This is a genomic window from Streptomyces sp. DvalAA-43, assembly GCF_900091725.1.
GTDB classification, from domain to species: Bacteria; Actinomycetota; Actinomycetes; order Streptomycetales; family Streptomycetaceae; genus Streptomyces; species Streptomyces pulveraceus.
On the sequence record NZ_FMBW01000043.1, the window covers coordinates 384,471 to 408,125 of the forward strand.

General features: G+C 68.7%; 15 protein-coding genes. 4 read left to right on the top strand and 11 right to left on the bottom strand.

Translation table 11 applies throughout. From position 1 onward, the window contains the following. Nucleotides 1-58: 58 nt before the first annotated feature. On the top strand, nt 59-1,279 hold the full coding sequence (locus GA0115234_RS16435; RefSeq protein ID WP_093542277.1) for a thiolase family protein: 1,221 nt from the start codon (nt 59-61) through the stop codon (nt 1,277-1,279). Further along, nucleotides 1,276-3,405, top strand: a complete 2,130-nt coding sequence (locus GA0115234_RS16440) for a 3-hydroxyacyl-CoA dehydrogenase NAD-binding domain-containing protein (RefSeq protein WP_093542278.1) — start codon at nt 1,276-1,278, stop codon at nt 3,403-3,405. Before GA0115234_RS16435 ends, GA0115234_RS16440 begins: the two co-directional genes overlap by 4 nt. A 96-nt stretch (nt 3,406-3,501) precedes the next feature. Here GA0115234_RS16440 and GA0115234_RS16445 read toward each other — a convergent pair whose 3' ends face one another. Together GA0115234_RS16445 and galE are read right to left on the bottom strand one after the other, a co-directional pair. Continuing rightward, nucleotides 3,502-4,605, bottom strand: coding sequence for a hypothetical protein (locus tag GA0115234_RS16445; protein WP_093542280.1), 1,104 nt, complete (start codon nt 4,603-4,605; stop codon nt 3,502-3,504). A 99-nt stretch (nt 4,606-4,704) separates the two neighbouring features. Beyond that, nucleotides 4,705-5,712: a UDP-glucose 4-epimerase GalE gene (gene galE / locus GA0115234_RS16450; protein ID WP_093542281.1), complete on the bottom strand. Its 1,008-nt coding sequence runs from the start codon at nt 5,710-5,712 to the stop codon at nt 4,705-4,707. Nucleotides 5,713-5,891: 179 nt separating this feature from the next. Between galE and GA0115234_RS16455 the strand changes: the two genes are divergently transcribed. Then, nucleotides 5,892-6,998, top strand: a complete 1,107-nt coding sequence (locus GA0115234_RS16455) for an LCP family protein (protein ID WP_093542282.1) — start codon at nt 5,892-5,894, stop codon at nt 6,996-6,998. A gap of 28 nt (nt 6,999-7,026) precedes the next feature. Here GA0115234_RS16455 and GA0115234_RS16460 read toward each other — a convergent pair whose 3' ends face one another. The 9 genes from GA0115234_RS16460 to ngcE all read right to left on the bottom strand — a co-directional run bounded on the left by GA0115234_RS16460 (nt 7,027) and on the right by ngcE (nt 19,273). Then, entirely contained in the window at nt 7,027-8,541 is a 1,515-nt protein-coding gene (locus tag GA0115234_RS16460; RefSeq protein WP_093542283.1) for an amino acid permease, read from the bottom strand. A 200-nt stretch (nt 8,542-8,741) separates the two neighbouring features. After that, entirely contained in the window at nt 8,742-10,670 is a 1,929-nt protein-coding gene (gene dxs / locus GA0115234_RS16465) for a 1-deoxy-D-xylulose-5-phosphate synthase (RefSeq protein ID WP_093542285.1), read from the bottom strand. Nucleotides 10,671-10,861: 191 nt separating this feature from the next. Beyond that, nucleotides 10,862-12,175 (bottom strand): sugar ABC transporter permease, encoded by a 1,314-nt coding sequence (locus GA0115234_RS16470; protein WP_093542286.1) that lies wholly within the window; start codon nt 12,173-12,175, stop codon nt 10,862-10,864. Continuing rightward, nucleotides 12,172-12,966 (bottom strand): ATP-binding cassette domain-containing protein, encoded by a 795-nt coding sequence (locus tag GA0115234_RS16475; RefSeq protein WP_093542434.1) that lies wholly within the window; start codon nt 12,964-12,966, stop codon nt 12,172-12,174. Before GA0115234_RS16475 ends, GA0115234_RS16470 begins: the two co-directional genes overlap by 4 nt. Nucleotides 12,967-13,230: 264 nt before the next feature. Beyond that, nucleotides 13,231-14,328: a substrate-binding domain-containing protein gene (locus tag GA0115234_RS16480; RefSeq protein ID WP_237541404.1), complete on the bottom strand. Its 1,098-nt coding sequence runs from the start codon at nt 14,326-14,328 to the stop codon at nt 13,231-13,233. Between the two features lie 122 nt (nt 14,329-14,450). Beyond that, nucleotides 14,451-15,650, bottom strand: coding sequence for an ROK family transcriptional regulator (locus tag GA0115234_RS16485; RefSeq protein WP_093542289.1), 1,200 nt, complete (start codon nt 15,648-15,650; stop codon nt 14,451-14,453). Between the two features lie 191 nt (nt 15,651-15,841). Next, nucleotides 15,842-16,759: a carbohydrate ABC transporter permease gene (locus GA0115234_RS16490; RefSeq protein WP_093542290.1), complete on the bottom strand. Its 918-nt coding sequence runs from the start codon at nt 16,757-16,759 to the stop codon at nt 15,842-15,844. A 91-nt stretch (nt 16,760-16,850) separates the two neighbouring features. After that, the gene (locus tag GA0115234_RS16495; protein WP_093542291.1) at nt 16,851-17,774 is read right to left on the bottom strand and encodes a carbohydrate ABC transporter permease; all 924 of its coding nucleotides are present in this window, start codon (nt 17,772-17,774) and stop codon (nt 16,851-16,853) included. 50 nt (nt 17,775-17,824) lie between these two features. Beyond that, the gene (gene ngcE / locus GA0115234_RS16500; protein ID WP_093542292.1) at nt 17,825-19,273 is read right to left on the bottom strand and encodes an N-acetylglucosamine/diacetylchitobiose ABC transporter substrate-binding protein; all 1,449 of its coding nucleotides are present in this window, start codon (nt 19,271-19,273) and stop codon (nt 17,825-17,827) included. A gap of 502 nt (nt 19,274-19,775) precedes the next feature. Between ngcE and GA0115234_RS16505 the strand changes: the two genes are divergently transcribed. After that, nucleotides 19,776-23,621, top strand: coding sequence for a GH92 family glycosyl hydrolase (locus tag GA0115234_RS16505; RefSeq protein WP_093542294.1), 3,846 nt, complete (start codon nt 19,776-19,778; stop codon nt 23,619-23,621). Nucleotides 23,622-23,655: the final 34 nt, after the last annotated feature.

Here is a 23,655-nt window from a genome sequence, read left to right on the forward strand (position 1 = left end):
GCACGCTTCCGGGCGGGCCGCGCAGCAGTGCCATCCCGCACCCTGGAGGAGAGCCACCGTGCCTCGTACCATCCGGGACGTCGTCTTCGTCGACGGCGTCCGCACCCCGTTCGGCAAAGCGGGCCCCAAGGGCATCTACCACGAGACCCGCGCCGACGATCTCGTCGTGAAGGCCATCCGGGAGCTGCTGCGCCGCAACCCGGACCTGGACCCCGCGCGGATCGACGAGGTCGCCATCGCCGCGACCACGCAGATCGGCGACCAGGGCCTGACGCTGGGCCGTACCGCCGGGATCCTGGCCGGGCTGCCGCAGTCCGTCCCCGGTTACTCCATCGACCGCATGTGCGCGGGCGCCCTGACCGCCGTCACGTCGACGGCCGGCTCCATCGCCTTCGGCGCGTACGACGTCGTCGTCGCCGGTGGTGTCGAGCACATGGGCCGCCACCCGATGGGTGAGGGCGTGGACCCGAACCCGCGCTTCGTGTCGGAGAAGCTGGTCGACGAGTCCGCCCTGTTCATGGGCATGACCGCGGAGAACCTGCACGACCGGTACCCGCAGATCACCAAGGTCCGTGCCGACGAGTACGCGGTCCGCTCGCAGGAGAAGGCCGCCAAGGCGTACGCCAACGGCAAGATCCAGCAGGACCTGGTGCCGATCTCGGTGCGCCGCACCAACGCGGAGGCCGGCGAGACCGGCTGGGGCCTGGTCACCGCCGACGAGCCGATGCGCCCGGGTACGACCATGGAGTCGCTCGCCGGGCTGAAGACCCCGTTCCGCGCCCACGGCCGGGTCACCGCGGGCAACGCCGCCGGTCTCAACGACGGCGCCACCGCCTCGCTGCTCGCCGCCGAGGACGTCGCCCGCGAGCTGGGCCTCCCGGTCAGGATGCGGCTCGTCTCGTACGCCTTCGCGGGCGTCGAGCCGGAGGTCATGGGCTACGGCCCGATCCCGGCGACCGAGAAGGCCCTGGCCAAGGCCGGGCTGACGATCGACGACATCGGTCTCTTCGAGATCAACGAGGCGTTCGCCGTGCAGGTGCTCGCCTTCCTCGACCACTACGGCATCGCCGACGACGACGCCCGCGTCAACCAGTACGGCGGCGCCATCGCCTACGGCCACCCGCTGGCCTCCTCCGGTGTGCGTCTGATGACGCAGCTGGCCCGGCAGTTCGAGGAGCAGCCGGAGGTCCGCTACGGCGTGACGACGATGTGCGTCGGCTTCGGCATGGGCGCCACGGTCATCTGGGAGAACCCGAACTTCGACGGAGGCAGCAAGTGAGCTCCACCACTGAGCTTCTGAAGGGTGCGGCCGAGCTGTTCCCCGGTGAGGTCGTCACCCAGGCCCACGTACGCCACCTGGACCTTCCGGCCGGTGCGGGCCGCTTCGCCCTCATCACGCTGGACAACGGCCTGGACCACACCAAGCCGACCACCTTCGGACCGCAGTCGCTGGCGAACCTGAACGCCGCCGTCGACCAGGTCGAGAAGGAGGCCGCCGAGGGTGCGATCACCGGCATCGGGATCACCGGCAAGCCGTTCATCTTCGCGGTCGGCGCCGACCTCAAGGGCGTCGAGCTGCTGAAGAACCACGACGACGCGCTCGCCATCGGCAAGGGCGGCCACGACGTCTTCCGCCGGCTCTCCGGTCTCGCGGTCCCGACGTTCGCGTACTACAACGGCGCGGCGATGGGCGGCGGCGTCGAGGTCGGTCTGCACTGCTCGTACCGCACCGTCTCCAAGGCGCTGCCCGCGTTCTCGCTGCCCGAGGTCTTCCTCGGTCTGGTCCCGGGCTGGGGCGGCTGCGCACTGCTCCCCAACCTGATCGGTGCCGACCGCGCGGTCTCGGTCATCATCGAGAACTCGCTGAACCAGAACCGTCAGCTCAAGGGCAAGCAGGTCTTCGAGCTCGGCATCGCCGACGCGCTCTTCGAGGGCGCGGACTTCCTGGAGCAGTCGCTGATCTGGACCGCGGACGTACTGAACGGCACGGTCACGGTGGAGCGCCCCGAGATCGACCGCGGGGACGCCTGGGACCAGGCCGTCGCGCGCGGCAGGGCCATCGCCGACTCCAAGGTGCACGGCGCCGCACCGGCCGCGTACCGCGCGCTGGAGATCATCGCCGCGGCGAAGGACGGCGACCTGGGCGCCGGCTTCGACCGCGAGGACCAGGCCCTGGCGGACCTGATCATGGGCGGCGAGCTGCGCTCCGGGATCTACTCCTTCAACCTGGTCCAGAAGCGCGCCAAGCGCCCGGTCGGTGCCCCGGACAAGAGCCTGGCCCGCCCGGTCACCAAGGTCGGTGTGGTCGGTGCCGGTCTGATGGCCTCGCAGCTGGCGCTGCTGTTCCTGCGCCGCCTGGAAGTGCCGGTCGTGCTGACCGACATCGACCAGGAGCGCGTGGACAAGGGTGTGGGCTATGTCCACGCCGAGATCGAGAAGCTGCTCGGCAAGGGCCGGATCAACCAGGACAAGGCCAACCGTCTGAAGGCCCTGGTCTCCGGTGTGCTGGACAAGGCGGATGGCTTCTCCGACGCCGACTTCATCATCGAGGCCGTCTTCGAGGAGATCGGCGTCAAGCAGCAGGTGTTCGCGGAGGTCGAGGCGGTCGCCCCGGCGCACGCGATCCTCGCCACCAACACCTCCTCCCTCTCCGTCACCGAGATGGCGTCGAAGCTGACCCACCCGGAGCGGGTCGTCGGCTTCCACTTCTTCAACCCGGTCGCGATCCTGCCGCTGCTGGAGATCGTGCGCGGCGAGAAGACCGATGACGCCTCGCTGGCGACCGCCTTCGGTGTGGCGCGGAAGCTGAAGAAGACCGCGGTGCTGGTGAAGGACGCCCCGGCGTTCGTCGTCAACCGCATCCTCACCCGCTTCATGGGCGAGATCCAGAACGTCATCGACGAGGGCACCCCGGTCGAGGCAGCGGAGAAGGCCATCGAGCCCCTCGGTCTGCCGATGTCCCCGCTGGTGCTGCTGGAGCTGGTCGGCCCGGCGATCGGTCTGCACGTCTCCGAGACCCTGAACCGCGCCTTCCCGGAGCGCTTCACCGTCTCGCAGAACCTCGCGGCGGTCGTGAAGGCCGGCAAGCGCGGCTTCTACGTCTACGACTCCGGTAAGCCGGAGCTGGACCCGGAGGTCGCCGCCCTCCTCAAGCAGGGCGATGTCGTCCTGTCCGAGGAGCAGGTCCGCGACCGGGTCCTGGACGCGGTGGCGCAGGAGATCGGTCTGATGCTGGACGAGGGCGTCGTCGCCGAGGCACAGGACATCGACCTGTGCCTGATCACCGGCGCGGGCTGGCCCTTCCACCTGGGCGGCATCACGCCGTACCTGGACCGTGAGGGCGTCTCGGAGCGGGTGAACGGCAAGAAGTTCCTCGCGCAGGGTGTGGCGAGCGTCCCGGCGTAGTACCCACCCGGTCGACAGCACCGGACGGGCCGTACGGAGAGGTCTCCGTACGGCCCGTCCGGCGTACGGCCGCGCGCCGTCACACGGTTCCGGCGCTCACACCCGGCTCCAGTCGCCGAAGGTCAGCCCCCGGCCCTCCTCCTGGCGTGCGACGACGGGCCTGCCGTCGGTGCCGACGGCCACGACGGCCGTTCCTCCGCGACCGTCGACCGCCAGCGCCGGATCTCCGGCGCAGCTCATGCCGGTACCGGTCCACCGGAACCCGGACCGCTCGCGCCCGGTCCGGCAGATACCGAGGTGGACCGTGTCATCGGCCCCCCGGACGGCGAGCACCGTGCAGTCGAGGCCGCCCGCGCTCGCCCTGACCGCGGAGATCCGGCCGTCCCCGGGGTCGCCCCCCAGCGGTACGGGCCGGTCGTCCTCCCGGATCGCCAGGACACCGCCGCCCCGCGCATCGGTCAGGTAGTGGGTGAGCCGGTCCGGGGCGGTCTCCAGCGCGGTCACCGATCCGGGCAGCGGCGGAACGGCCACGTCGTGACCGGGCACCAGGGCGCCGCCCGGCTCCGGCTGCCGGAGCCGGTGCGCGGCGGCAGGAGTGGGGACGAGGATCTCGACCAGGCCGGACGAGGTCGCCGCGAGCGCCGGTCCTCCGGTGCCGCCGGACGCCTGGAGCTGATCCCACGCCTCCCACCGGCCCCGCTTGTCCTCGCGGCGCAGGGCCACTCCGCCCGCCCCGGTCGGGACGCAGACGTACAGGGCGCCGTCGCTCGCCACGGCGGCGGCCGGGGCGCCGATCCCGGCCGCCTCGTCGACCTCCTTGAAGGGGTTGCCCAGCGAGCGCCACTGCGTCGTCGGGCGGCCCGTCTGGTACTGCGTGGCGTACATGATGTCCACGTTCGACCGGCCGTCGGCACGTGGCCGGATCCGGCGCCCCAGCAGATGGGCGTAGTGGTTGCGCCCCTGCACCACGGTGAGCCGGTCGATGTCCTTCGCGGGCAGGACGTCCGGTCCCGCCCAGCACCGGCCACCGGCAGCGGACTCGGTCCAGCGCAGCACGGAGCCGTCGGTGTGGACGTACACGGTCAGTCTGCCGTCGTGTCCGGTCAGCAGCCAGGGGCCGCCCAGGAGTTGGCCGGGCCGCGCGGACACCGTGACGGGCGCGCTCCGCTGCTTCGCTTCACCTGTGGAGGCGCTGCGCATCGCCTTTCGTCACCCTTCCTGGAAGCAGTCCCGCGCAGGTCGCGGGCGTTCGATGTGGCGGACTCCCGATCAGGACCCCATGGACAGGCCGGGGCATGCTCAGGTCGAGGCGGCGGCGGCCGGGCGGCGCGCCCCGGGGTGGGCGAGGCACCAGCCCTCCCACGCCGACGCGACCATCTCGCGGACGTCGTGCCGGGCGGACCAGCCCAGCTCGGTGCGGATCCGCTCTGCCGAGGCGACCACCCTCGCAGGGTCCCCCGCCCGGCGCGGGGCCAGGACCGGAGCGGCCTCGGCCCCGTACCCCGTCACCTCACCGATCAGTTCGATCATCTCGCGCACCGAGACGCCTTCACCGCGGCCGACGTCGACCGTCAGATCGGTGCCCGGCTCCCGGCCGAGGAGCGCACGCGCCGCGGCCAGATGGGCCGAGGCGATGTCGTCGACGTGGATGAAGTCGCGTACGCAGGTGCCGTCCTCGGTGTCGTAGTCGTCGCCGAAGACCACCGGGGCCGCCCCCTGCGTCAGCTTCTCGAAGACCATGGGCACCAGATTGGAGACGCCCGTGTCGGCGAGCTCCGGGGTGGCCGCGCCCGCGACGTTGAAGTACCGCAACGAGGCGGTGGCGATGCCGTGCGCCTTCCCCACGGCACGCACCATCCACTCGCCCGCGAGCTTGGTCTCGCCGTAGGGGTTGATCGGGACGCACGGGGTCGTCTCCGTCACGATCCGTACGTCGGGCATGCCGTAGACGGCCGCCGACGACGAGAAGAGGAACGCCCGCACCCCGCTGTCGGCCACGGCCTCCAGCAGGGTCTCCAGGCCCTGTACGTTCTCCCGGTAGTAGAGCAGCGGGCGTTCGACGGACTCCGCCACCTGCTTCTTGGCGGCGAGGTGGACCACGCCCCGCGCCGACAGGTCCGCCAGGGTGCGCCGCAGCAGGACCCCGTCGAGTGTCGAGCCCCGGACGAACGGGACGTCCGCGGGCACGCGTGAGCGGTCCCCCGTCGACAGATCGTCGTACACGGCGACCGGCTCACCGGCCTCGCGCAGCGCACGGACGACATGCGCCCCGATGAAGCCCGCCCCACCCGTGATCAACCAAGTCATGAACGAATAGTAGTTCGATCAGCTCAGACCATGATTCCAGTGCCCAAAACACCCATTCGCACGATCCTCTGTTCTATAGTGCACGCTCAGTCATGTCCGCACGGACCGGCCGCGCCCCCACCCGGGTCCCGCGTACTCCACGGTCCCTCCGGGCCATGAGAGGTGAGGACCGGGCCACGATGAGCCATGACGCCAGGGCACAGGGCACACCCGACGGCCGTCCGTCGCCGGGTGGCACCGGACGGGAGCGGAGGGGAGGCCCCCGCAAGCGCCGCCGAGGTCTGCGGATCACCCTCGCCGTCCTGCTCGTCCTGCTGCTCGCCGCCGGCGGCACCGTCTACTGGCTCTACAGCCGCCTCGACGGAAACCTCACGGGTGTGGACATCGACAAGGCGCTCGGCGACGAGCGGCCCGAGAAGCCGCCGACCAGCGGCCAGAATCTGCTGGTGCTCGGCTCCGACTCGCGGGCCGGTGCCGAGAACAAGGAGCTCGGCGGTGGCGGCTACGCCGGCGGTGCCCGGTCCGACACCGCGATGGTGGTGCACATTCCCGAGGGCCGGTCCAGGGCGGTCGCCGTCTCCATACCCCGGGACACCCTGGTGTCCCGGCCCGAGTGCACCAGGGCCGACGGCTCGACGGTGCCCGCGGCGAACCGCGTGATGTTCAACTCCGTCTACGCGCAGGTCGGTCCGGCCTGCGTGGTCAAGACCGTGGAGACCATGTCCGAGGTCCGGATCGACCACTATCTGGAGATCGACTTCGCCGGGTTCAAGGACCTGGTGGACGCCATCGGGGGCGTCACGGTCGATGTCCCGCAGGACATCCACGACAAGGCGTCCGGCCTCGATCTCACCAAGGGGCCGCACCGGCTCGACGGCACCGAGTCCCTCGCGTACGTCCGCACCCGCCACGGCATCGGGGACGGCAGCGACCTCGGCCGGATCGGGCTTCAGCAGCAGTTCCTCCTCGCCCTGCTGAGCGAGGTCAAGTCGCAGGACCTGCTGGGCAGTCCGGCCAAGGCCTACCGGATCGCCGGCTCGGCCACCAGATCGCTGACCACCGACGAGGGGCTCGCCTCGCTCACGTCCCTCGCGGAGTTCGGCCGGTCGATGAACGGTGTGGACCCGGGCACCATGGAAACGATCATGCTCCCGGTGGCGTACGACACGCAGGACCCCAACCGTGTGGTGGCGGCCCAGCCGCAGGCGGGCGACCTCTGGAAGGCCATCCGCGAGGACCGCACGATCCCGGCGTCCGCGAAGAAGTCCCCCGCCACCGGCGGCTGAGGGAGCGAGGCGCCCGCACCGGCAGGATCTACGAGCGGCCGCCGACGGGGTCGTTGATCCGGCTGTGCCCGCGTCCGTAGGCGAAATAGATGATCACGCCGATGGCCATCCAGATACCGAACCGCAGCCAGGTCTCCGCCGGCAGGTTGAGCATCAGCCACACCGACGCGGCCACCGAGAGGACCGGGATCACCGGTACCCACGGGGTACGGAAGGCGCGGGGCAGGTCGGGGCGGGTGCGGCGCAGCACCAGCACGCCCAGGGCGACCACGACGAACGCGAAGAGCGTGCCGATGTTCACCAGCGTCGCCAGCTCGTTGATGCTGGTGACCCCGGCGACGATCGCGATGATCACACCGAGCAGGATGGTCGGGCGGTACGGGGTGCCGTACTTCGGGTGCGTCTTGGAGAAGAACCGCGGGAGCAGTCCGTCCCGGCTCATCGCGAAGAAGACCCGGGTCTGCCCCAGCAGCAGGATCAGGCAGACGGTGGTGAGCCCGATCGCGGCCCCGAAGCTGATGAGCCCGGCGTAGACGGGGTGGCCGACGGCCTTGAAGGCGTCCGCCAGCGGGGCCTCCACCGAGAGATCGGTGTAGTGCTCCATGCCGGTGACCACCAGCGATACGGCGACATAGAGCACGGTGCAGATGAAGAGCGACGCGAGGATGCCACGTGGCATGTCACGTTGCGGAAGCTTCGTCTCCTCGGCGGCGGTGGCCACCACGTCGAAGCCGATGAAGGCGAAGAAGACGACGGAGGCGGCGGTGAAGACGCCCATGATGCCGAAGTTGGTGGGCGCGAACCCGAACATCAGCTGGACCAGCGGGGCGGTCAGCCCGGAACCCGAGGGCTGCGGCTGTGCCTCGGGGATGAACGGCGTGTAGTTGGCGGCCTTCACGAAGAACAGTCCCGCGATGATCACGATCAGGACGACCGCCACCTTGATGGCGACCACGACGGTCGTGACGCGGGCCGACAGCTTCATCCCGAGCACCAGCACCACGGTCAGGACGAGGACCAGGGCGAAGGCCAGGATGTCGAAGCCGAATCCTTTCGCCACATCGGTCCCGGAAAGCACACCGGGCATGTGCCAGCCGAAGTTCTCCAGCAGCGAGCGGACGTAGCCGGACCAGCCGACCGCCACCACCGCCGTGCCCAGCGCGAACTCCAGCACCAGGTCCCAGCCGATGATCCAGGCGACCAGTTCGCCGAGCGAGGCGTACGAGAACGTGTAGGCGGAGCCGGCGACCGGGACGGTGGAGGCGAATTCGGCGTAGCAGAGCGCCGCCAGTGCGCAGACGACGCCCGCGATCACGAAGGCGAGGGCGGTGGCGGGCCCCGCCGTCTCCTTGGCCACCTTGCCGGTGAGGACGAAGATGCCGGTGCCGATGACGACGCCCACTCCGAAGACGGTGAGGTCCAGGGCGGAGAGGGACTTCTTGAGAGCGTGCTCCGGCTCCTCGGTGTCGCGGATGGACTGCTCGACCGTCTTGGTCCGGAACAGTCCGTCACTGCTGGGTGGTGTGTCCTGCTGGGCGGTCACCGGCGTACCTCCACGCACTCGTCGTGTACGCCATGATTGGGACCCCACCTGCGGCGCAGGGCTCCGCACCGGGCGATTTCACGCGAATGGGCCGGTCGGACCACCCGTACAGGGTGGCCCGACCGGCCCATCGGCGGTATCACCGCCCGCCGCGCCGCCCCCTCCTGCCCCAGGGGTCCGGTACGGACGGGAGGCCCAGGTCAGTCCCGGGCGGGCTCGATCACGGAGCGGGCGTCGGCGTCGCTCTCGAAGCGGCCGTCCAGCTTGGCCACGAGTCCCGTGACCTGGCGGGCGATGTCCGGCGCGGTCAGCCCGATCTCGGCCATGACCTCCTTGCGGGAGGCGTGGTCGAGGAAGCGCGGCGGGATACCGAAGTCACGCAGCGGTACGTCGACCCCGGCGTCGCGCAGTGCCTGGGAGACCGCGGAGCCGACGCCACCGGCGCGGCTGTTGTCCTCGACGGTGACGACGACCCGGTGCTGCTCGGCGAGCGGGGCCACGGCCTCGTCGACCGGCTTGACCCAGCGCGGGTCGACGACGGTCGTCGAGATGCCCTGGGCCTCCAGCAGCTCGGCGATCTCCAGGCACATCGGGGCGAGCGCGCCGACGGAGACCAGGAGGACGTCCGGCCGGGTGGTGCCGGGCTCGCGCAGCACGTCCATGCCGCCGACCCGGCCGACGGCCTTGACCGCCGGGCCGACCGCTCCCTTGGAGAAACGGACCACGGTCGGCGCGTCGTCGACCTCGACGGCCTCGCGGAGCTGGGCGCGGACCTGGTCGGCGTCGCGCGGGGCGGCGATCCGGAGCGTGGGCACGCACTGCAGGATCGACATGTCCCACATGCCGTTGTGCGAGGCGCCGTCGGTGCCGGTGACCCCGGCCCGGTCCAGGACGAAGGTCACACCGCACTTGTGCAGGGCGACGTCCATCAGGACCTGGTCGAAGGCGCGGTTGAGGAAGGTGGCGTACACCGCGAAGACGGGGTGCAGTCCGCCGGTGGCGAGGCCCGCCGCGGAGACCGCGCCGTGCTGCTCGGCGATGCCGACGTCGTAAATCCGGTCCGGGAAGGCCTTCTCGAACTTGGTCAGGCCCACCGGCTGGAGCATGGCCGCGGTGATCGCGACGATGTCCTCGCGCTCCTTGCCGAGCTTGACCATCTCCTCGCCGAAGACGGAGGTCCAGTCGAGGCCCGAGGTGGCGACCGGGAGGCCGGTGTCGGGGTGGATCTTGCCGACGGCGTGGAAGCGGTCGGCCTCGTCGAGCAGGGCGGGGGTGTAGCCGCGGCCCTTCTCGGTGAGGCAGTGCACGATGACGGGTCCGCCGAAGCGCTTGGCGCGCTGGAGCGCCGACTCCAGGGCCTCCATGTCGTGGCCGTCGATCGGGCCGACGTACTTCAGGCCGAGGTCCTCGAACATGCCCTGCGGGGCGATGAAGTCCTTGAGCCCCTTCTTGGCCCCGTGCAGCGTCTCGTACAGCGGCTTCCCGACGACGGGGGTGCGCTCCAGGAGGTCCTTGCCGCGGGCCAGGAAGCGCTCGTAGCCGTCGGTGGTGCGCAGCGTGGCGAGGTGGTTGGCGAGGCCGCCGATGGTCGGCGCGTAGGAGCGCTCGTTGTCGTTGACGACGATGACGAGCGGGCGGTCCTTGGCCGCGGCGATGTTGTTGAGCGCCTCCCAGGCCATGCCGCCGGTGAGCGCGCCGTCACCGATGACGGCGACGACGTGGTCGTCCTTGCCCAGCACCTCGTTGGCCTTGGCGAGGCCGTCGGCCCAGCCGAGCACCGTGGAGGCGTGCGAGTTCTCGATGATGTCGTGCTCGGACTCGGCACGGGAGGGGTAACCGGAGAGGCCGCCCTTGCTCTTGAGCTTCGAGAAGTCCTGGCGGCCGGTGAGGAGCTTGTGCACATAGCTCTGGTGACCGGTGTCGAACAGCACCTTGTCCTTCGGCGAGTCGAAGACCCGGTGCAGGGCGATGGTCAGCTCGACCACGCCCAGGTTGGGGCCGAGATGGCCGCCGGTCTTCGAGACGGCGTCGACGAGGAAGGTCCGGATCTCTTCGGCGAGCTGTTCCAGCTGCTCGGGAGTGAGCCGGTCCAGGTCACGCGGTCCACCGATGCGGGTCAGCAGGGCCACCCGTGCCTCCTTGCGTATTGAGCTGGTCGAGCATGCCGATCCGATGAGTCTAATGTTCCGTCCGGTCGCGTGGGCATCGGGCATGGAGTGGGCTGTCCCACCCCCTGTCCGGCACCCGGAAGTGCCCGGCGCCCGGAGCGGGCGCCGGGCACCGGGCCGTGCGGCGTGGTACGCACGCGCGTCCCGCGGTCCTACGCGCGCCCTGCGGTCTTCTGGGTGCGGCGGGAGACCGAGTCGATGACCACGGCGGCCAGCAGCACCGCGCCGGTGATCATGTACTGGATGGCGTTGGCCATGCCGATCATGTTCAGGCCCTGCTGGATCGACTGGATCACGATCATGCCGAGCAGCGCGGACCAGACCTTGCCCCGGCCGCCGAAGAGGCTGGTGCCGCCGATGACGGCGGCCGCGATGACCAGCATCAGGGTGTTTCCGCCGCCGACGCTCTTGGTGGCGCCGCCGGAGAGGCTGGCGATGAAGAGTCCGCCGAAGGCGCCCAGCATTCCGGAGAGCGCGAAGACGGTGATCCGGATCCGGTCGACGTTGATACCGGCGCGCCGCGCGGCCTCCGGGTTGCCGCCCACCGCGAAGACCTGGCGGCCGAAGGTGGTCCGGCGGGCCACGAAGTCCGCGACGACCAGTACGGCGAGGAAGAGCACCAGGGCCAGCGGCAGACCGCGGGCGCCGGAGGGCTCGTTCAGGACGTACGCGACGGCGAAGCACAGGATCGCGACGATGCCCGTGCGGAGCAGGACCTCGGTGGTGGGACGGGCCGGCAGGCCCGCGGCCCCGCGGCGTCGGCTGTCCATCAGGAGCGAGGCGGCGTAGGCGAGGACGGCGACCAGGGCGACGCCGTACGCGACGCCCTTGTCCTCGAAGAAGTAGTTGGTGAGGTTCTCGACGATGCTGCCGGACGGCGTGTTGATCGAGCCCTCACCGCCCATCATCCACTCCTGCAGACCGCTCCAGCCGAGGAAACCGGCCAGGGTGACGACGAAGGCCGGTACCCCGATCTTGGCGAAGAAGAAGCCGTGCAGCGCGCCGAGCACCAGGCCGGAGAGGACCGCGGCGAGGACCGCCGACCAGTCGTTCCAGCCGTGGTTGACGTTGAGCACGGCCCAGACGGCCGCGCCGACACCGGCGACCGAGCCGACGGACAGGTCGATCTCGCCGAGCAGCAGCACGAAGACGATGCCGACCGCCATGATGCCGAGGCCGGAGCTGTAGACGGCGACGTTGGCGATGGAGCTGGCGGAGAGGAAGTTGCTGTTCTGCAGCTGGAAGACGACCGCGATGACGATCAGGCCGACGAGGACCGGCAGTGAGCCGAGCTCGCCGCCGCGCACCTTGCGGGTGAACTCGGACCAGTAGCCCTTGAAGCCCTCCTCGCGGACGAGCAGGCGCGGGTCCACCGCGGGGACGGGGGCCGCCGACGGCTCGGCCTCGGTGGTCGCCGCGCCGGGGTTGTCGGTGGCGGTTTCGGGGGTCTTGGCGAGGTCGCTCACTTCGCGTCCTCCTTCGTGGCTGTGCGGGCCTGGCGGCGCGTGACGGCGTTGTCCGTGGCACCGGTGATCGCGGAGATGATCTCCTCGTGGGACGTGGTCGCCACGTCGAAGAATCCGTTGTTGCGGCCCAGCCGCAGCACCGCCACCTTGTCGGCGACGGCGCGCACGTCGGCCATGTTGTGACTGATGAGGATGACGCCGTGGCCGCGCTCGCGCAGCCGCTCGACGAGATCGAGGACCTGGGCGGTCTGCTCGACGCCGAGGGCGGCGGTCGGCTCGTCGAGGATGACGACCTTGGGGTCACCGATCAGGGCGCGGGCGATGGCCACGACCTGGCGCTGACCGCCGGAGAGCGAGGCGACCGGGATGCGGACGCTGGGTATCCGGATGGACAGCGTGTCGAGCAGTTCCTTGGCGCGCTTCTCCATCCCGATCTCGTCGAGGACGGAGGCCTTGCGCAGTTCACTGCCGAGGAAGAGGTTGGCGACGACATCGAGGTTGTCGCAGAGCGCCAAGTCCTGGTAGACGGTGGCGACTCCGAGCTCCTGGGCGTCGTTCGGCCGGTTGATCCGGACCGCTTCGCCCTCCCACTCGATGGCGCCTTCGTCGATCGGGTGGACACCCGAAATGGTCTTGACGAGGGTCGACTTGCCGGCGCCGTTGTCGCCGACCAGGGCGACCACTTCGCCGGAGCGAATCTCCAGGTCCACATCGGTGAGCGCCTGGACGGCGCCGAACCGCTTGGAGATTCCGCGCAACGCCAGCACGGGCGTAGCGGACACGTGAATCATCTCCTTCGCCGCCTGACCGGCGGGGATGGTACTGCTGAGCACAGGGGCGGAGCCGGTATCCGGACCACCGGGGCGACCGGGGGCTGCGGGGGATGCCCTCGGAACGCCGTCGCCCGGGGACGACCGCGCGCCGAAATACGGAACCGGGGGCCCGGGGTCCGTGAGAAGTCCGGAACCGGTGAGAAGTCCGGCGCCCGCCCCTGCTGCGGGGCATGTGACGGGGCGGGTGCCGGACCGGACCGGGGGAAGCCTGCCGGCGGGTGACTACTTGATGCCGGCGGCGTCGCAGGCCGCCTTGTACTGGGCGGTGCAGATCTCCTCGACCTTGTAGACCTTGTCCGCGACGATCGTGGAGGCGATGTTGTCCTTGGTCACGACCGAGGCGTCGTAGAGCTTCGACGGGGTGCCCTTGAACTCGCCGGAGATGCTGTCGACCTTGACCGGGGTCAGGTCGTCGATCTTCTTGCCCTTGAGCAGCCGGACGGCGATCTCGGCGGTGGTCTCGGCCTCCGGCTTGATCTGCTTGTAGATCGAGAAGGCCTGCTCGCCCGCGAGGATGCGCTGCAGACCGGCGAGCTCGGAGTCCTGGCCGCCGACCGGGATCCTCACACCCTGCTTCTTCAGGGCGGTGATGATGCCACCGGCCATGCCGTCGTTGGCGGAGTAGACGCCCTGGAAGCCGTTCTTGCCCAGGGAGTCGAGGGCCGCTCCCATCTTCTTGTTGGCCTCGTCGGCCGACCAGTCCGGGATGTCCTGCTCGTAGACGACCTTCTTGACCTGCTTGTCGAGGACGCTGTGCGCGCCCCTCTTGAAGAAGGGGGCGTTCGGGTCGGTCGGCGAGCCGTTGATCATGACAACGTTGCTGTCCTTGGCCTTGGCGCCGAGCGCCTTGACCAGCGCCTCGCCCTGGAGCTGGCCGATCTTCTCGTTGTCGTACGAGACGTAGGCGGAGATCGGCCCCTCGGCCAGACGGTCGTACGCGACGACCTTGACGTCCTTCTTCGCGGCCTGCTCGACCCAGGACTTCGCGGCCTTGTAGTCGACGGTGTCCAGGATGATGACCTTCACGCCCTGCGTGACGAGCGCGTCGAACTGCTTCTTCTGGGTCTCGGTGTCCTGCGCGGCGTTGTTGTAACTGACCTTGCAGTCGGAGCACAGCGCCTTGATCTTCGCCTCCATGATGGGGCGGTCGAAGGTCTCGTAGCGCGTGGTCTTGTTCTCCGGAAGGAGCAGGCCGATGGTCTTGCCGTCGCCGCCGCTGCCGGAGTCCTTGTCGTCACCGGCCTTGCCACACGCCGCGAGGGAGACGGCCATGGAGAGTGCGGCCGTACCTATGACGATGCGTCGCGTCGTTGCGTTCATTACGGGTTGCCTCCCTGACGAGGCCGCAACGTTGCGGCCGAGGTGGCTGGCAGTCAACTCGGCTGCAACGTCAGCGTCAAGGAGTAAATCCTTAACGAGATGACAACGGTGCCATTCGTTATCTAAGTGAAGGCAGGAGTGCCCTTCGGCAAGGTACTTTCCAAAAGGGTCGAATCCCCCATCTCGCTGAGCACCAGGGCCAGTGCGCCCAGGACTTCGGCACGGCCGCCCAACGCCCCGGGCAGCACCGAGAGCTGTCGGGCGGCGCTCGGGATGGCGTAGCGGGAGACCGAGTCACGGATCGGGGCGAGCACCAACTCCCCTGCCTCGGCGAGCGATCCGCCGAGCACCACCCGGCTGGGGTTGAGCAGATTGCAGAGGTTGGCCACCCCGCTGCCGATGTGCCGCCCGACGTCCCCGATCACCCGGCGGCAGCCCGGATCGCCCTCGCGGGCCAGCTGGACCACCCGTTCCATGGTGAGATCGGGGCCGTGGCTGGGCTGGAGCAGCGGCAGTACGTACCGGGCGGCCGTGAAGGTCTCCAGGCAGCCGCGGTTGCCGCAGCGGCACACCGGACCGGACTCGTCGAGTGTGATGTGCCCGATCTCGCCGGCCGTGCCGCCCGGCCCCCGGTAGATGCGCCCGTCGATCACCAGACCGGCGCCGACACCACTGGCGACCTTGATGTAGGCGAGGTCCTTGACCCCCCGGCCGCTCCCCCAGACCAGCTCGCCGAGCGCGCCGAGGTTGGCGTCGTTGTCGACGTACACCGGCACACCGAGCCGGCCGGCGAGCTCCTTGCTGGGGTTGATGCCCGTCCAGCCCGGCAGGATCGACGTGGAGCCCAGCGTCCCGGACTCCACGTCGATCGGGCCGGGAACACCGAGGCCCACCCCGATCACCTTGTCCGGAGCGATCCCGGTCGTCTCGATCAGCCGCCTGACCAGCCGCTCGGCCCGTCCGAACCCCTGCGCGGAGGAGGCGTCGACGTCCAGCGGCTCGGCCTCCTCGGCGAGCACCTGGTGGGCGAGGTTGCCGATCGCCACCCGCAGGTGCGTATGGCCGAAATCCACCCCGATCACAATGCCCGCGTCACCGCTGAGCGAGACGCTGCGGGCCCGGCGGCCGCCCGCCGAGGTCGGGGTGACCTCGACCGTGCCGCCATCCTTCAGTTCACGAACGATGTTGGAGACGGTGGCCGCTGACAGGCCGGTGCTCCGTGCGATCTCCGCCTGGGTGAGCGAGCCGGCCATACGCACTGCGCGTACGACCCGCTCAAGGTTGGCGCGATGCAGAGATGTCTGCGACCCCGGAGTCTCCATCGACTCTCTCACTCCTACCGTTTTCTCTAACATGTGAACTCTAAGCTGAGCGTTTTGCGGCACTCCCCGTCAAGACCTTGAGCAAGTGAAGCCTCGGATGAGCGCCCGGGGCGGCCGTCCCCGTACGCGCGAACCGCCCGCCGGCGCGTGGCCGACGGGCGGTTCGTGAGTACGGGGACGGTGCCGGGACGTTACTTCACCGCGCCCGCGGTGAGCCCGGCGACGACCTGGCGCTGGAAGATGATGTAGGCCGCGAGGACCGGCAGCATCGCCATCACCAGACCGGCGAAGAGACCGGACCAGTCGCCCTTGTACCCCTGGCTGTTGGCCAGTTCGACCAGGCCCTGGGAGAGCACCCGGTGGTTCGGATCGGTGTTGAGCACCGTCGGCAGCATGTACTGGTTCCACTGCCCGAGGAAGTTGAAGATACCGACGCTGATCAGGCCGGGCTTCGCCATCGGCAGCATCACCTGGAAGAACGTCCGGGCGTGCGAGGCGCCGTCGAGCATCGCCGCCTCCCCCACCGAGCTCGGCAGCGTCCGGAAGAAGGAGGTGAGGAAGAAGACGGTGAACGGCAGCGAGTACGCGATGTAGACCATGATCAGTCCGTGCCGCGTGTTCAGCAGGCCCATGTTGTTCATGACGAAGAACAGCGGGACCAGCGCCAGGATGATCGGGAAGCTCATCCCGCCGATGAACAGGTAGTAGATGAAGCGGTTGCCGGGGAAGTCGAACCGCGCCAGCACGTACGCCGCCATCGAGCCCAGCAGCAGGGTGCCGACGAGCGAACAGCCCACCACCACGACGGTGTTGAAGAAGTAGTCGCTCATGTGCGCCTGGCTCCAGGCGCGTGACCAGTTGTCGAAGTGCAGCTTGTCGGGCAGCGACCACGGCGTCGACAGGATGGAGTCGTCCGTCTTGAAGGACGCCATCACCGCCCACAGCAGCGGCATGACGACCAGGATCGCCCAGATGATCAGCACACCGTGCGAGAAGACGTTGAGGACCTGGCCCTCGCTGCTCTTCTCCTTGGCGGCCGGTGCGGGCGTCTTGGCCACCGGGGCCGGTTCCGCCGCCGGGGCCGCGGGAGGGGTGTCAGTCGTCTTCACGTGTACTCACCTCGTACTGTCGAGCCGGACACGGAGGCCGACCTGTGGTGCCTGCTGGGTGTCCGGGTGGCGTCTCCCGGGAATCGCAGCATCAGAACTCCAGCCGATCGCGCCGGCCCAGTCGCATCACGATGGCGGCGAAGGCCATGGTGACGATGAGCAGTCCGACACCGATCGTCGTCGCGTAGCCGGCCTGCCCGTCGCGGAAGGCCGTCTGGTACACGTACAGCGGCAGGACCGTGGTCGAGTAGTCGGGGCCGCCGGGGCCCACGGTCATGACCTGTACGGCGGTGAACGCCTCGACGCCGAGGGCCAGGATCCCCATGTAGACCCAGCCCGACTGCACCGTGTCCCAGAGCAGCGGAAGGGTGATCCGGAAGAAGGTGGTGAAGCGGTTGGCGCCGTCGAGGAGCGCCGCCTCGTAGAAGTCCTTCGGGATGGACGCCATTCCGGCCGAGAACAGGACGACGAAGAATCCGACCGTCGACCAGATCAGCACCGACATGACGCAGATCAGCGCGAGGCTCGGGTCGCCCAGCCAGTCCGGCTGGATGGAATCCAGACCGATTCCCTTCAGTGCCGAATTCAGCATCCCGCTGACGGGGTTGAACGCGAACTGGAAGAGCAGGGCCACGATGACGATCGAGAGCACCTGCGGGAAGAAATAGGCGATCTTGTAGAAACCCGAGCCGCGCACGCCGGAGACCGCGGCGTTCTTGCGCCGCCGGCCTCCGACATTGAGCATGAAGGCGAAGAAGAGCGCCAGGCCCAACGTCACCAGCGGCAGCACCAGCACAAGCAACACGCTGTGCTGCAACGACTTCCAGAAGATGTCGTCCTTCAGCATCTTCGTGTAGTTGCTGAACCCGACCATCTTGAAGTCCGGGCTCAGGCCGGTCCAGTCCGTGAACGAGTAATAGATGGACTGGATGAACGGCCAAATGACGAAGACCGCGTACAGCGCGAGTGGGACCACCAAGAATCCCACAATGAAACGGTACTTGCCGTGCTGCATCGTTTACCGACCCCGATCTTTCCGCGGGTGCCGCCGCTGGTGACGGTTGCTCACTGGTGCTTGTAGTGCTTGATGGACTGATCCTTGGCCGCCGCGTCGGCGAAGGCCTGGATCTTCTTGATGGCTTCCGCCGGGGTCGCGCGGCCGGCCATCATCTCGCCGATACCGGCGACACCGATCTGCTCCTTCTGGAGCTTCACGTACCAGTCCTGCAGACGCGGGTTCACCACGTTGTCGCCGGCCTTCTTCAGCGAGTCGACGCCGGACTGCATGGCGGTCGACAGGGTCAGACCGTCGGTGCCGCCGTTGAACGCGCTGAGCGACTTGACCTGCTTGGTGAAGTTCTTCGAGGACTCCTCGGAGAGCATGATGCGCAGCTGCTCCATGCCACCCTCGGGGTTCTTGGCGTTGGCCGGGACGATGAAGGGCTCACCGCCGGAGGCCCAGATGGTGCCGAACGGCAGCTTGTCCGACGAGTCCAGGCCCGACGGCGGCGCGACCATCATCTTGAAGTCCTTGGGCGTGGTCGGCGCGGCCTCGTTCTCCACCCACGAACCGTTCGGGATGAAGAGCGCCTTGCCCTTGGTCCACTCGGTCTGCGACTGGATGTGGGTCAGACCGGGGGTGCCCTTGAGGATGTACCCCTTCTGGTACAGCTCGTAGTACGCCTCGAACGCCGCCTTGACCGCGGGGTCCTTCCAGGCGTTCGGCTCCAGGTTGTCGATCTTGTCGAGAACCTCCCGGCCACCGATCTTGGCGATGAACGGGTAGAGCGAGAACGGCAGGTAGTACGGGTACTTACCGGCGTACGTCCAGCCCGCGATGCCCTGCTTCTTCGCCTTCGCGCAGAGGGCGAGCATGGCGTCCCAGTCCTCCGGGTACTCCGCGTCGAGCTTCTCCAGCGCGGTCTGCGAGTACCAGACGCCGTAGACGGTGTACGCGTAGTACATGATCCAGACCGGGTCGCCGTCGAACTGACCCATCTCCAGGACACCGGGGCGCAGCGTGTCGCGGACCTTCTTGTTCGGGTCGTCTATGGACGGGGCGTCCATCAGCGGCGTCAGGTCGAGCAGCTGCTTCTTGCCGACCAGGACACCCATGTCCATCTGCTCGGCGCCGGAGTTGTCGATCAGGTCCGGCGGGGTGCCGCCGTTGAAACGGGGCTGCAGCTGCGACTGGATCTTCTGGGTCGCGACGTGCTTGACCTTCGGGGCCTTCGGGAACGCCGCGTTGTACTTCTTCTCCGCGTCGATCGCGTACTGCTGGCCGAAGCCGCCGTCGAAGATGACCACCTCTAGCGGGGCCGTCTCGTTGACGCCGAGCGGGTTGGCCTTGGTGGCCTTGCCCTTCTCGACCTTCTTGTCACCGCTGCTGTCGCTGCTCGCGCACGCCGACAGGAAGCCCATCGTCGGAACGCTGATCAGGCCGAGTGCGGCCGATCGCTTGATCACATCGCGACGGCCAAGGCCCTCATTCTTGTGGGCGGAGGTGGATCCCATGCTCAAGTCCTCGCCTTCTCCAGGACTCAGGCGGTGTGTACCGGTCGCCCGTCGATATTCGCCTCAGGCGAAGGGCCCCGCCACCGCGGTCAGTTGCGCTTGGGTCGTGCTGATTTTCAGGCTAGCCATGTGCAGTGGGGGGTTCAGGGAGACCGGGTATCGGATGCACCCGTCGTGCCGTCCTCGACCGTTCCCCCATGTCCCCTTGCCCGCGTCGCCGAAAACGGCTGTGCAGACGCCGACAGGTATAGTCCACTCACGGCCAACTGAGCAAGATCGAATGCGACTTTGAGCAGCAGTCTTTCCCGAGTTGAGACCTCGCGGATACATGGCCCCCGCATGCTCATCGGCCGGGTGTAACGATTTCCGCATTCCGGTCGATACAGCCTGCCCTTCGCACCCAACACCCTTGACACATCCCAGCACTTGCCTCCCTACTGGACCTTGCGCATCTCTCTGACAACGTTGTCCAGGTGCACTTCCTCGGGAGGAATGGCTCGACATGCAGCCCCGACATGGTTCTCGCAGGAGACAAAGCCGTACGGCCGCACTGATCGCGGCTTCACTGGTCCTGATCGTGACCGCCCCCACGGCGGCCGCCGCACAGTCGGCCGGCAGTCACGGAAAGGGACGGCCCCCCTCGGGGGACCGGACATTCAGCTCGTCCTTCGAAGCGGATGAAAAGCAGCCGGACTGGCGCAACACCGTAGAAGAGGGTCCTGAGGGAAAGAAGCGGTCATCGGGTGTCGATGGCGGCTTCTCCACAGGAATTCCGGGCAATGTCACCGACAAGGTGACAGAAGTCCGCGCCAGTGGCGAGAACACCGGCGGCGGTGAGGTGAAGGAAAACCTGATCGACAGGGAGTCCGGCACCAAGTGGCTGGCCTTCGAGCCCACCGGCTGGGTCGAGTTCGATCTCGACGCACCGGTCAAGATCGTGACGTACGCGCTGACTTCGGCCAATGACCACGACGAGCGCGACCCGAAGGACTGGACGCTGCAGGGCTCCGCCGACGGCAAGGACTGGAAGGACCTGGACTCCCGGACCGGCCAGGCCTTCTCCGAGCGGTTCCAGACGAAGTCGTACGATTTCACCTCCGACACCGCATATCAACACTTCCGTCTGGAGATCACGAAGAACAACGGCGCCTCCGACGCCACCCAGCTCGCCGACGTCCAGTTCTCCGACGGCGACACCTCGGTCCCGGCCCCCGCCGAGATGCGCAGCCAGGTCGACCGCGGCCCCTCCGGCTCCCCCACCGCGAAGGCGGGTGCGGGCTTCACCGGGAAGAAGGCCCTGCGGTACGCCGGTACACACAAGGCGGAGGGCCGCGCCTACTCGTACAACAAGGTCTTCGACGTGAACACGGCTGTCACCCGTGACACGGCACTGTCCTATCTGGTCTATCCGCAGATGGGCGAGACCGACCTCTCCTACCCGGCGACGCATGTCGCGGTGGACCTGGCGTTCACGGACGGCACGTATCTGAGCGATCTACGGGCCACCGACAGCAACGGCGGTCTGCTGACCCCGCAGGGCCAGGCCGACGCCAAACGGCTCTACGTCAACCAGTGGAACAAGGTCGAGTCGACGATCGGCACGGTCGCGGCGGGCAAGACCGTGGACCGGATCCTGGTGGCGTACGACTCCCCCAAGGGCACGGCGAAGTTCCAGGGCTGGATCGACGACATCGCGATCGCCCCGAAGGCGCCCGAGAAGCGCCGCTCCCACCTCTCCGACTACGCGTCGACGGTCCGCGGCACCAACTCCAGCGGTGGTTTCTCCCGGGGCAACACCTTCCCCGCCACCGCCGTCCCCAACGGCTTCAACTTCTGGACCCCGGTCACCAACGCGGGCTCCACGAGCTGGCTGTACGACTACGCGCGCGGCAACAACGACGACAACCTGCCCACCCTCCAGGCCTTCAGCGCCAGCCATGAACCGAGCCCCTGGATGGGCGACCGGCAGACCTTCCAGCTGATGCCGTCGGCGGTCTCCGGCACCCCGGACGCCTCCCGCACGGCACGTGCGCTGCCCTTCCACCACGAGAACGAGACGGCGAAGCCGCACTACTACGGGGTGACGTTCGACAACGGCCTCAAGGCCGAGATGACACCGTCGGACCACGCGGCCCGGATGCGGTTCACCTACCCCGGTGACGACGCGAGCATCGTCTTCGACAACGTCTCCAACGACGGCGGGCTCACCCTCGACCCGGCCACCAGCTCCTTCACCGGTTTCTCCGACGTGAAGAGCGGCGGCTCCACCGGCGCCACCCGCCTCTTCGTGTACGGCGTCTTCGACGCCCCGGTGAGCGCGAGCGGCAAGCTGTCCGGCGGCGGTGGCGACGACGTCACCGGCTACCTCCGCTTCGACGCGGGCAGGGACCGCACGGTGAACCTCCGCCTGGCGACCTCCCTCATCAGCATCGACCAGGCGAAGCGGAACCTGGCCGCCGAGATCCCCGCCTCCCGCTCCTTCGGCCGGGTCGAGGACCGGGCGCAGCGGGCCTGGGACGACATCCTGGGCAAGGTGGAGGTCGAGGGCGCCACGGCCGATCAGCTGACCACCCTCTACTCCAGCCTGTACCGGCTGTACCTGTACCCGAACTCGGGCTTCGAGAAGGTCGACGGCAAGGACAAGTACGCCAGCCCCTTCTCCCCGCAGGTCGGCCCGGACACCCCCACGCACACCGGGGCGAAGATCGTCGACGGCAAGGTGTACGTCAACAACGGATTCTGGGACACCTACCGCACGACGTGGCCCGCGTACTCGCTCCTCACCCCGGACAAGGCCGGCGAGATGGTGGACGGCTTCGTCCAGCAGTACAAGGACGGCGGCTGGATCTCCCGCTGGTCGTCGCCCGGCTACTCCGACCTGATGACCGGCACCTCCTCGGACGTCGCGTTCGCGGACGCCTACGTCAAGGGCGTGAGGTTCGACGCGGAGGCGGCGTACGACGCGGCGCTGAAGAACGCCACGGTGGTCCCGCCGTCCTCGGGCGTCGGCCGCAAGGGCATGGCGACGTCCCCGTTCGTGGGCTACGCGAACACCTCGACGCACGAGGGCCTGTCCTGGTCCCTGGAGGGCTACCTCAACGACTACGGCATCGCGCAGATGGGCCGGGCGCTCTACGAGAAGACGAAGAAGGCCCGGTACGAGGAGGAGTCCGAGTACTTCCTGAACCGCGCGCGTAACTACGTCCAGCTCTTCGACGACAAGGCCGGCTTCTTCCAGGGCAAGGACGCCAAGGGCGACTGGCGGCTCCCGTCGGAGAAGTACGACCCCCGGGTCTGGGGCTACGACTACACGGAGACGAACGGCTGGGGCTATGCCTTCACGGCCCCGCAGGACAGCCGGGGCCTGGCGAATCTGTACGGCGGCCGGGACGGTCTGGCCAAGAAGCTCGACACGTACTTCACCACGCCGGAGACGGCGGGCCCCGAGTTCGTCGGCTCGTACGGCGGTGTCATCCACGAGATGACGGAGGCGCGTGACGTACGGATGGGCCAGTACGGCCACAGCAACCAGGTCGCGCACCACGTCGCGTACATGTACGACGCGGCCTCGCAGCCCTGGAAGACGCAGGAGAAGGTGCGTGAGGTCCTGAGCCGGCTCTACACGGGCAGCGCCATCGGGCAGGGCTACCACGGCGACGAGGACAACGGCGAGCAGTCGGCCTGGTACCTCTTCTCCTCGCTCGGCTTCTACCCGCTGGTCATGGGCGGTGGCGAGTACGCGATCGGCTCCCCGCTCTTCAAGAGGACCACGGTCCATCTGGAGAACGGCCGCGACCTGGTCGTCAGGGCACCGAGGAACAGCGCGAAGAACATCTATGTGCAGGGCCTGAGGGTCAACGGCAAGAAGTGGACCTCGACCTCGCTGCCGCACGACCTGCTGGCCAAGGGCGGTGTGCTGGACTTCGACATGGGTCCGAGGCCGTCGTCGTGGGGCACCGGCAAGGACGCGGCGCCGACGTCGATCACCACGGACGACAAGGTGGCGTCGCCGCAGGCGGACGTGCTGAAGGGGGCGGGTGCCCTGTTCGACAACACGTCGGCCACCTCGGCGAAGGTCGCCGAGGTGGACCTCCCGGTCCCCTCGGCCACGGACGCGGTCCGGTACACACTGACGTCGGACAAGGCCGCCGAGGCCCCGACCGGCTGGGTCCTCCAGGGCTCGTCGGACGGCACGGCCTGGAAGGACCTCGACAAGCGGTCCGCCGAGTCCTTCGCCTGGGACAAGCAGACGAGGGTGTTCTCGGTGGGCCGGCGGGGCACGTACGCGCACTACCGCCTGGTGTTCGCCGGTGAAGGCACGCTGGCGGAGGCGGAGCTGCTCTCCTGAGCCCGTGCTCCATCCGCGTCACGGCCGTCGGCCG

What these genes read in the sequence shown, in the direction of transcription:
- galE (WP_093542281.1), bottom strand. Translation starts at nt 5,712, where the DNA reads ATGACTTGGTTGATCACGGGTGGGGCGGGCTTCATCGGGGCGCATGTC.
- GA0115234_RS16455 (WP_093542282.1), top strand. Translation starts at nt 5,892, where the DNA reads ATGAGCCATGACGCCAGGGCACAGGGCACACCCGACGGCCGTCCGTCG.
- GA0115234_RS16475 (WP_093542434.1), bottom strand. Translation starts at nt 12,966, where the DNA reads ATGATTCACGTGTCCGCTACGCCCGTGCTGGCGTTGCGCGGAATCTCC.
- GA0115234_RS16485 (WP_093542289.1), bottom strand. Translation starts at nt 15,650, where the DNA reads ATGGAGACTCCGGGGTCGCAGACATCTCTGCATCGCGCCAACCTTGAG.
- GA0115234_RS16445 (WP_093542280.1), bottom strand. Translation starts at nt 4,605, where the DNA reads ATGCGCAGCGCCTCCACAGGTGAAGCGAAGCAGCGGAGCGCGCCCGTC.
- ngcE (WP_093542292.1), bottom strand. Translation starts at nt 19,273, where the DNA reads ATGGGATCCACCTCCGCCCACAAGAATGAGGGCCTTGGCCGTCGCGAT.
- GA0115234_RS16480 (WP_237541404.1), bottom strand. Translation starts at nt 14,328, where the DNA reads ATGAACGCAACGACGCGACGCATCGTCATAGGTACGGCCGCACTCTCC.
- GA0115234_RS16495 (WP_093542291.1), bottom strand. Translation starts at nt 17,774, where the DNA reads ATGCAGCACGGCAAGTACCGTTTCATTGTGGGATTCTTGGTGGTCCCA.
- GA0115234_RS16505 (WP_093542294.1), top strand. Translation starts at nt 19,776, where the DNA reads ATGCAGCCCCGACATGGTTCTCGCAGGAGACAAAGCCGTACGGCCGCA.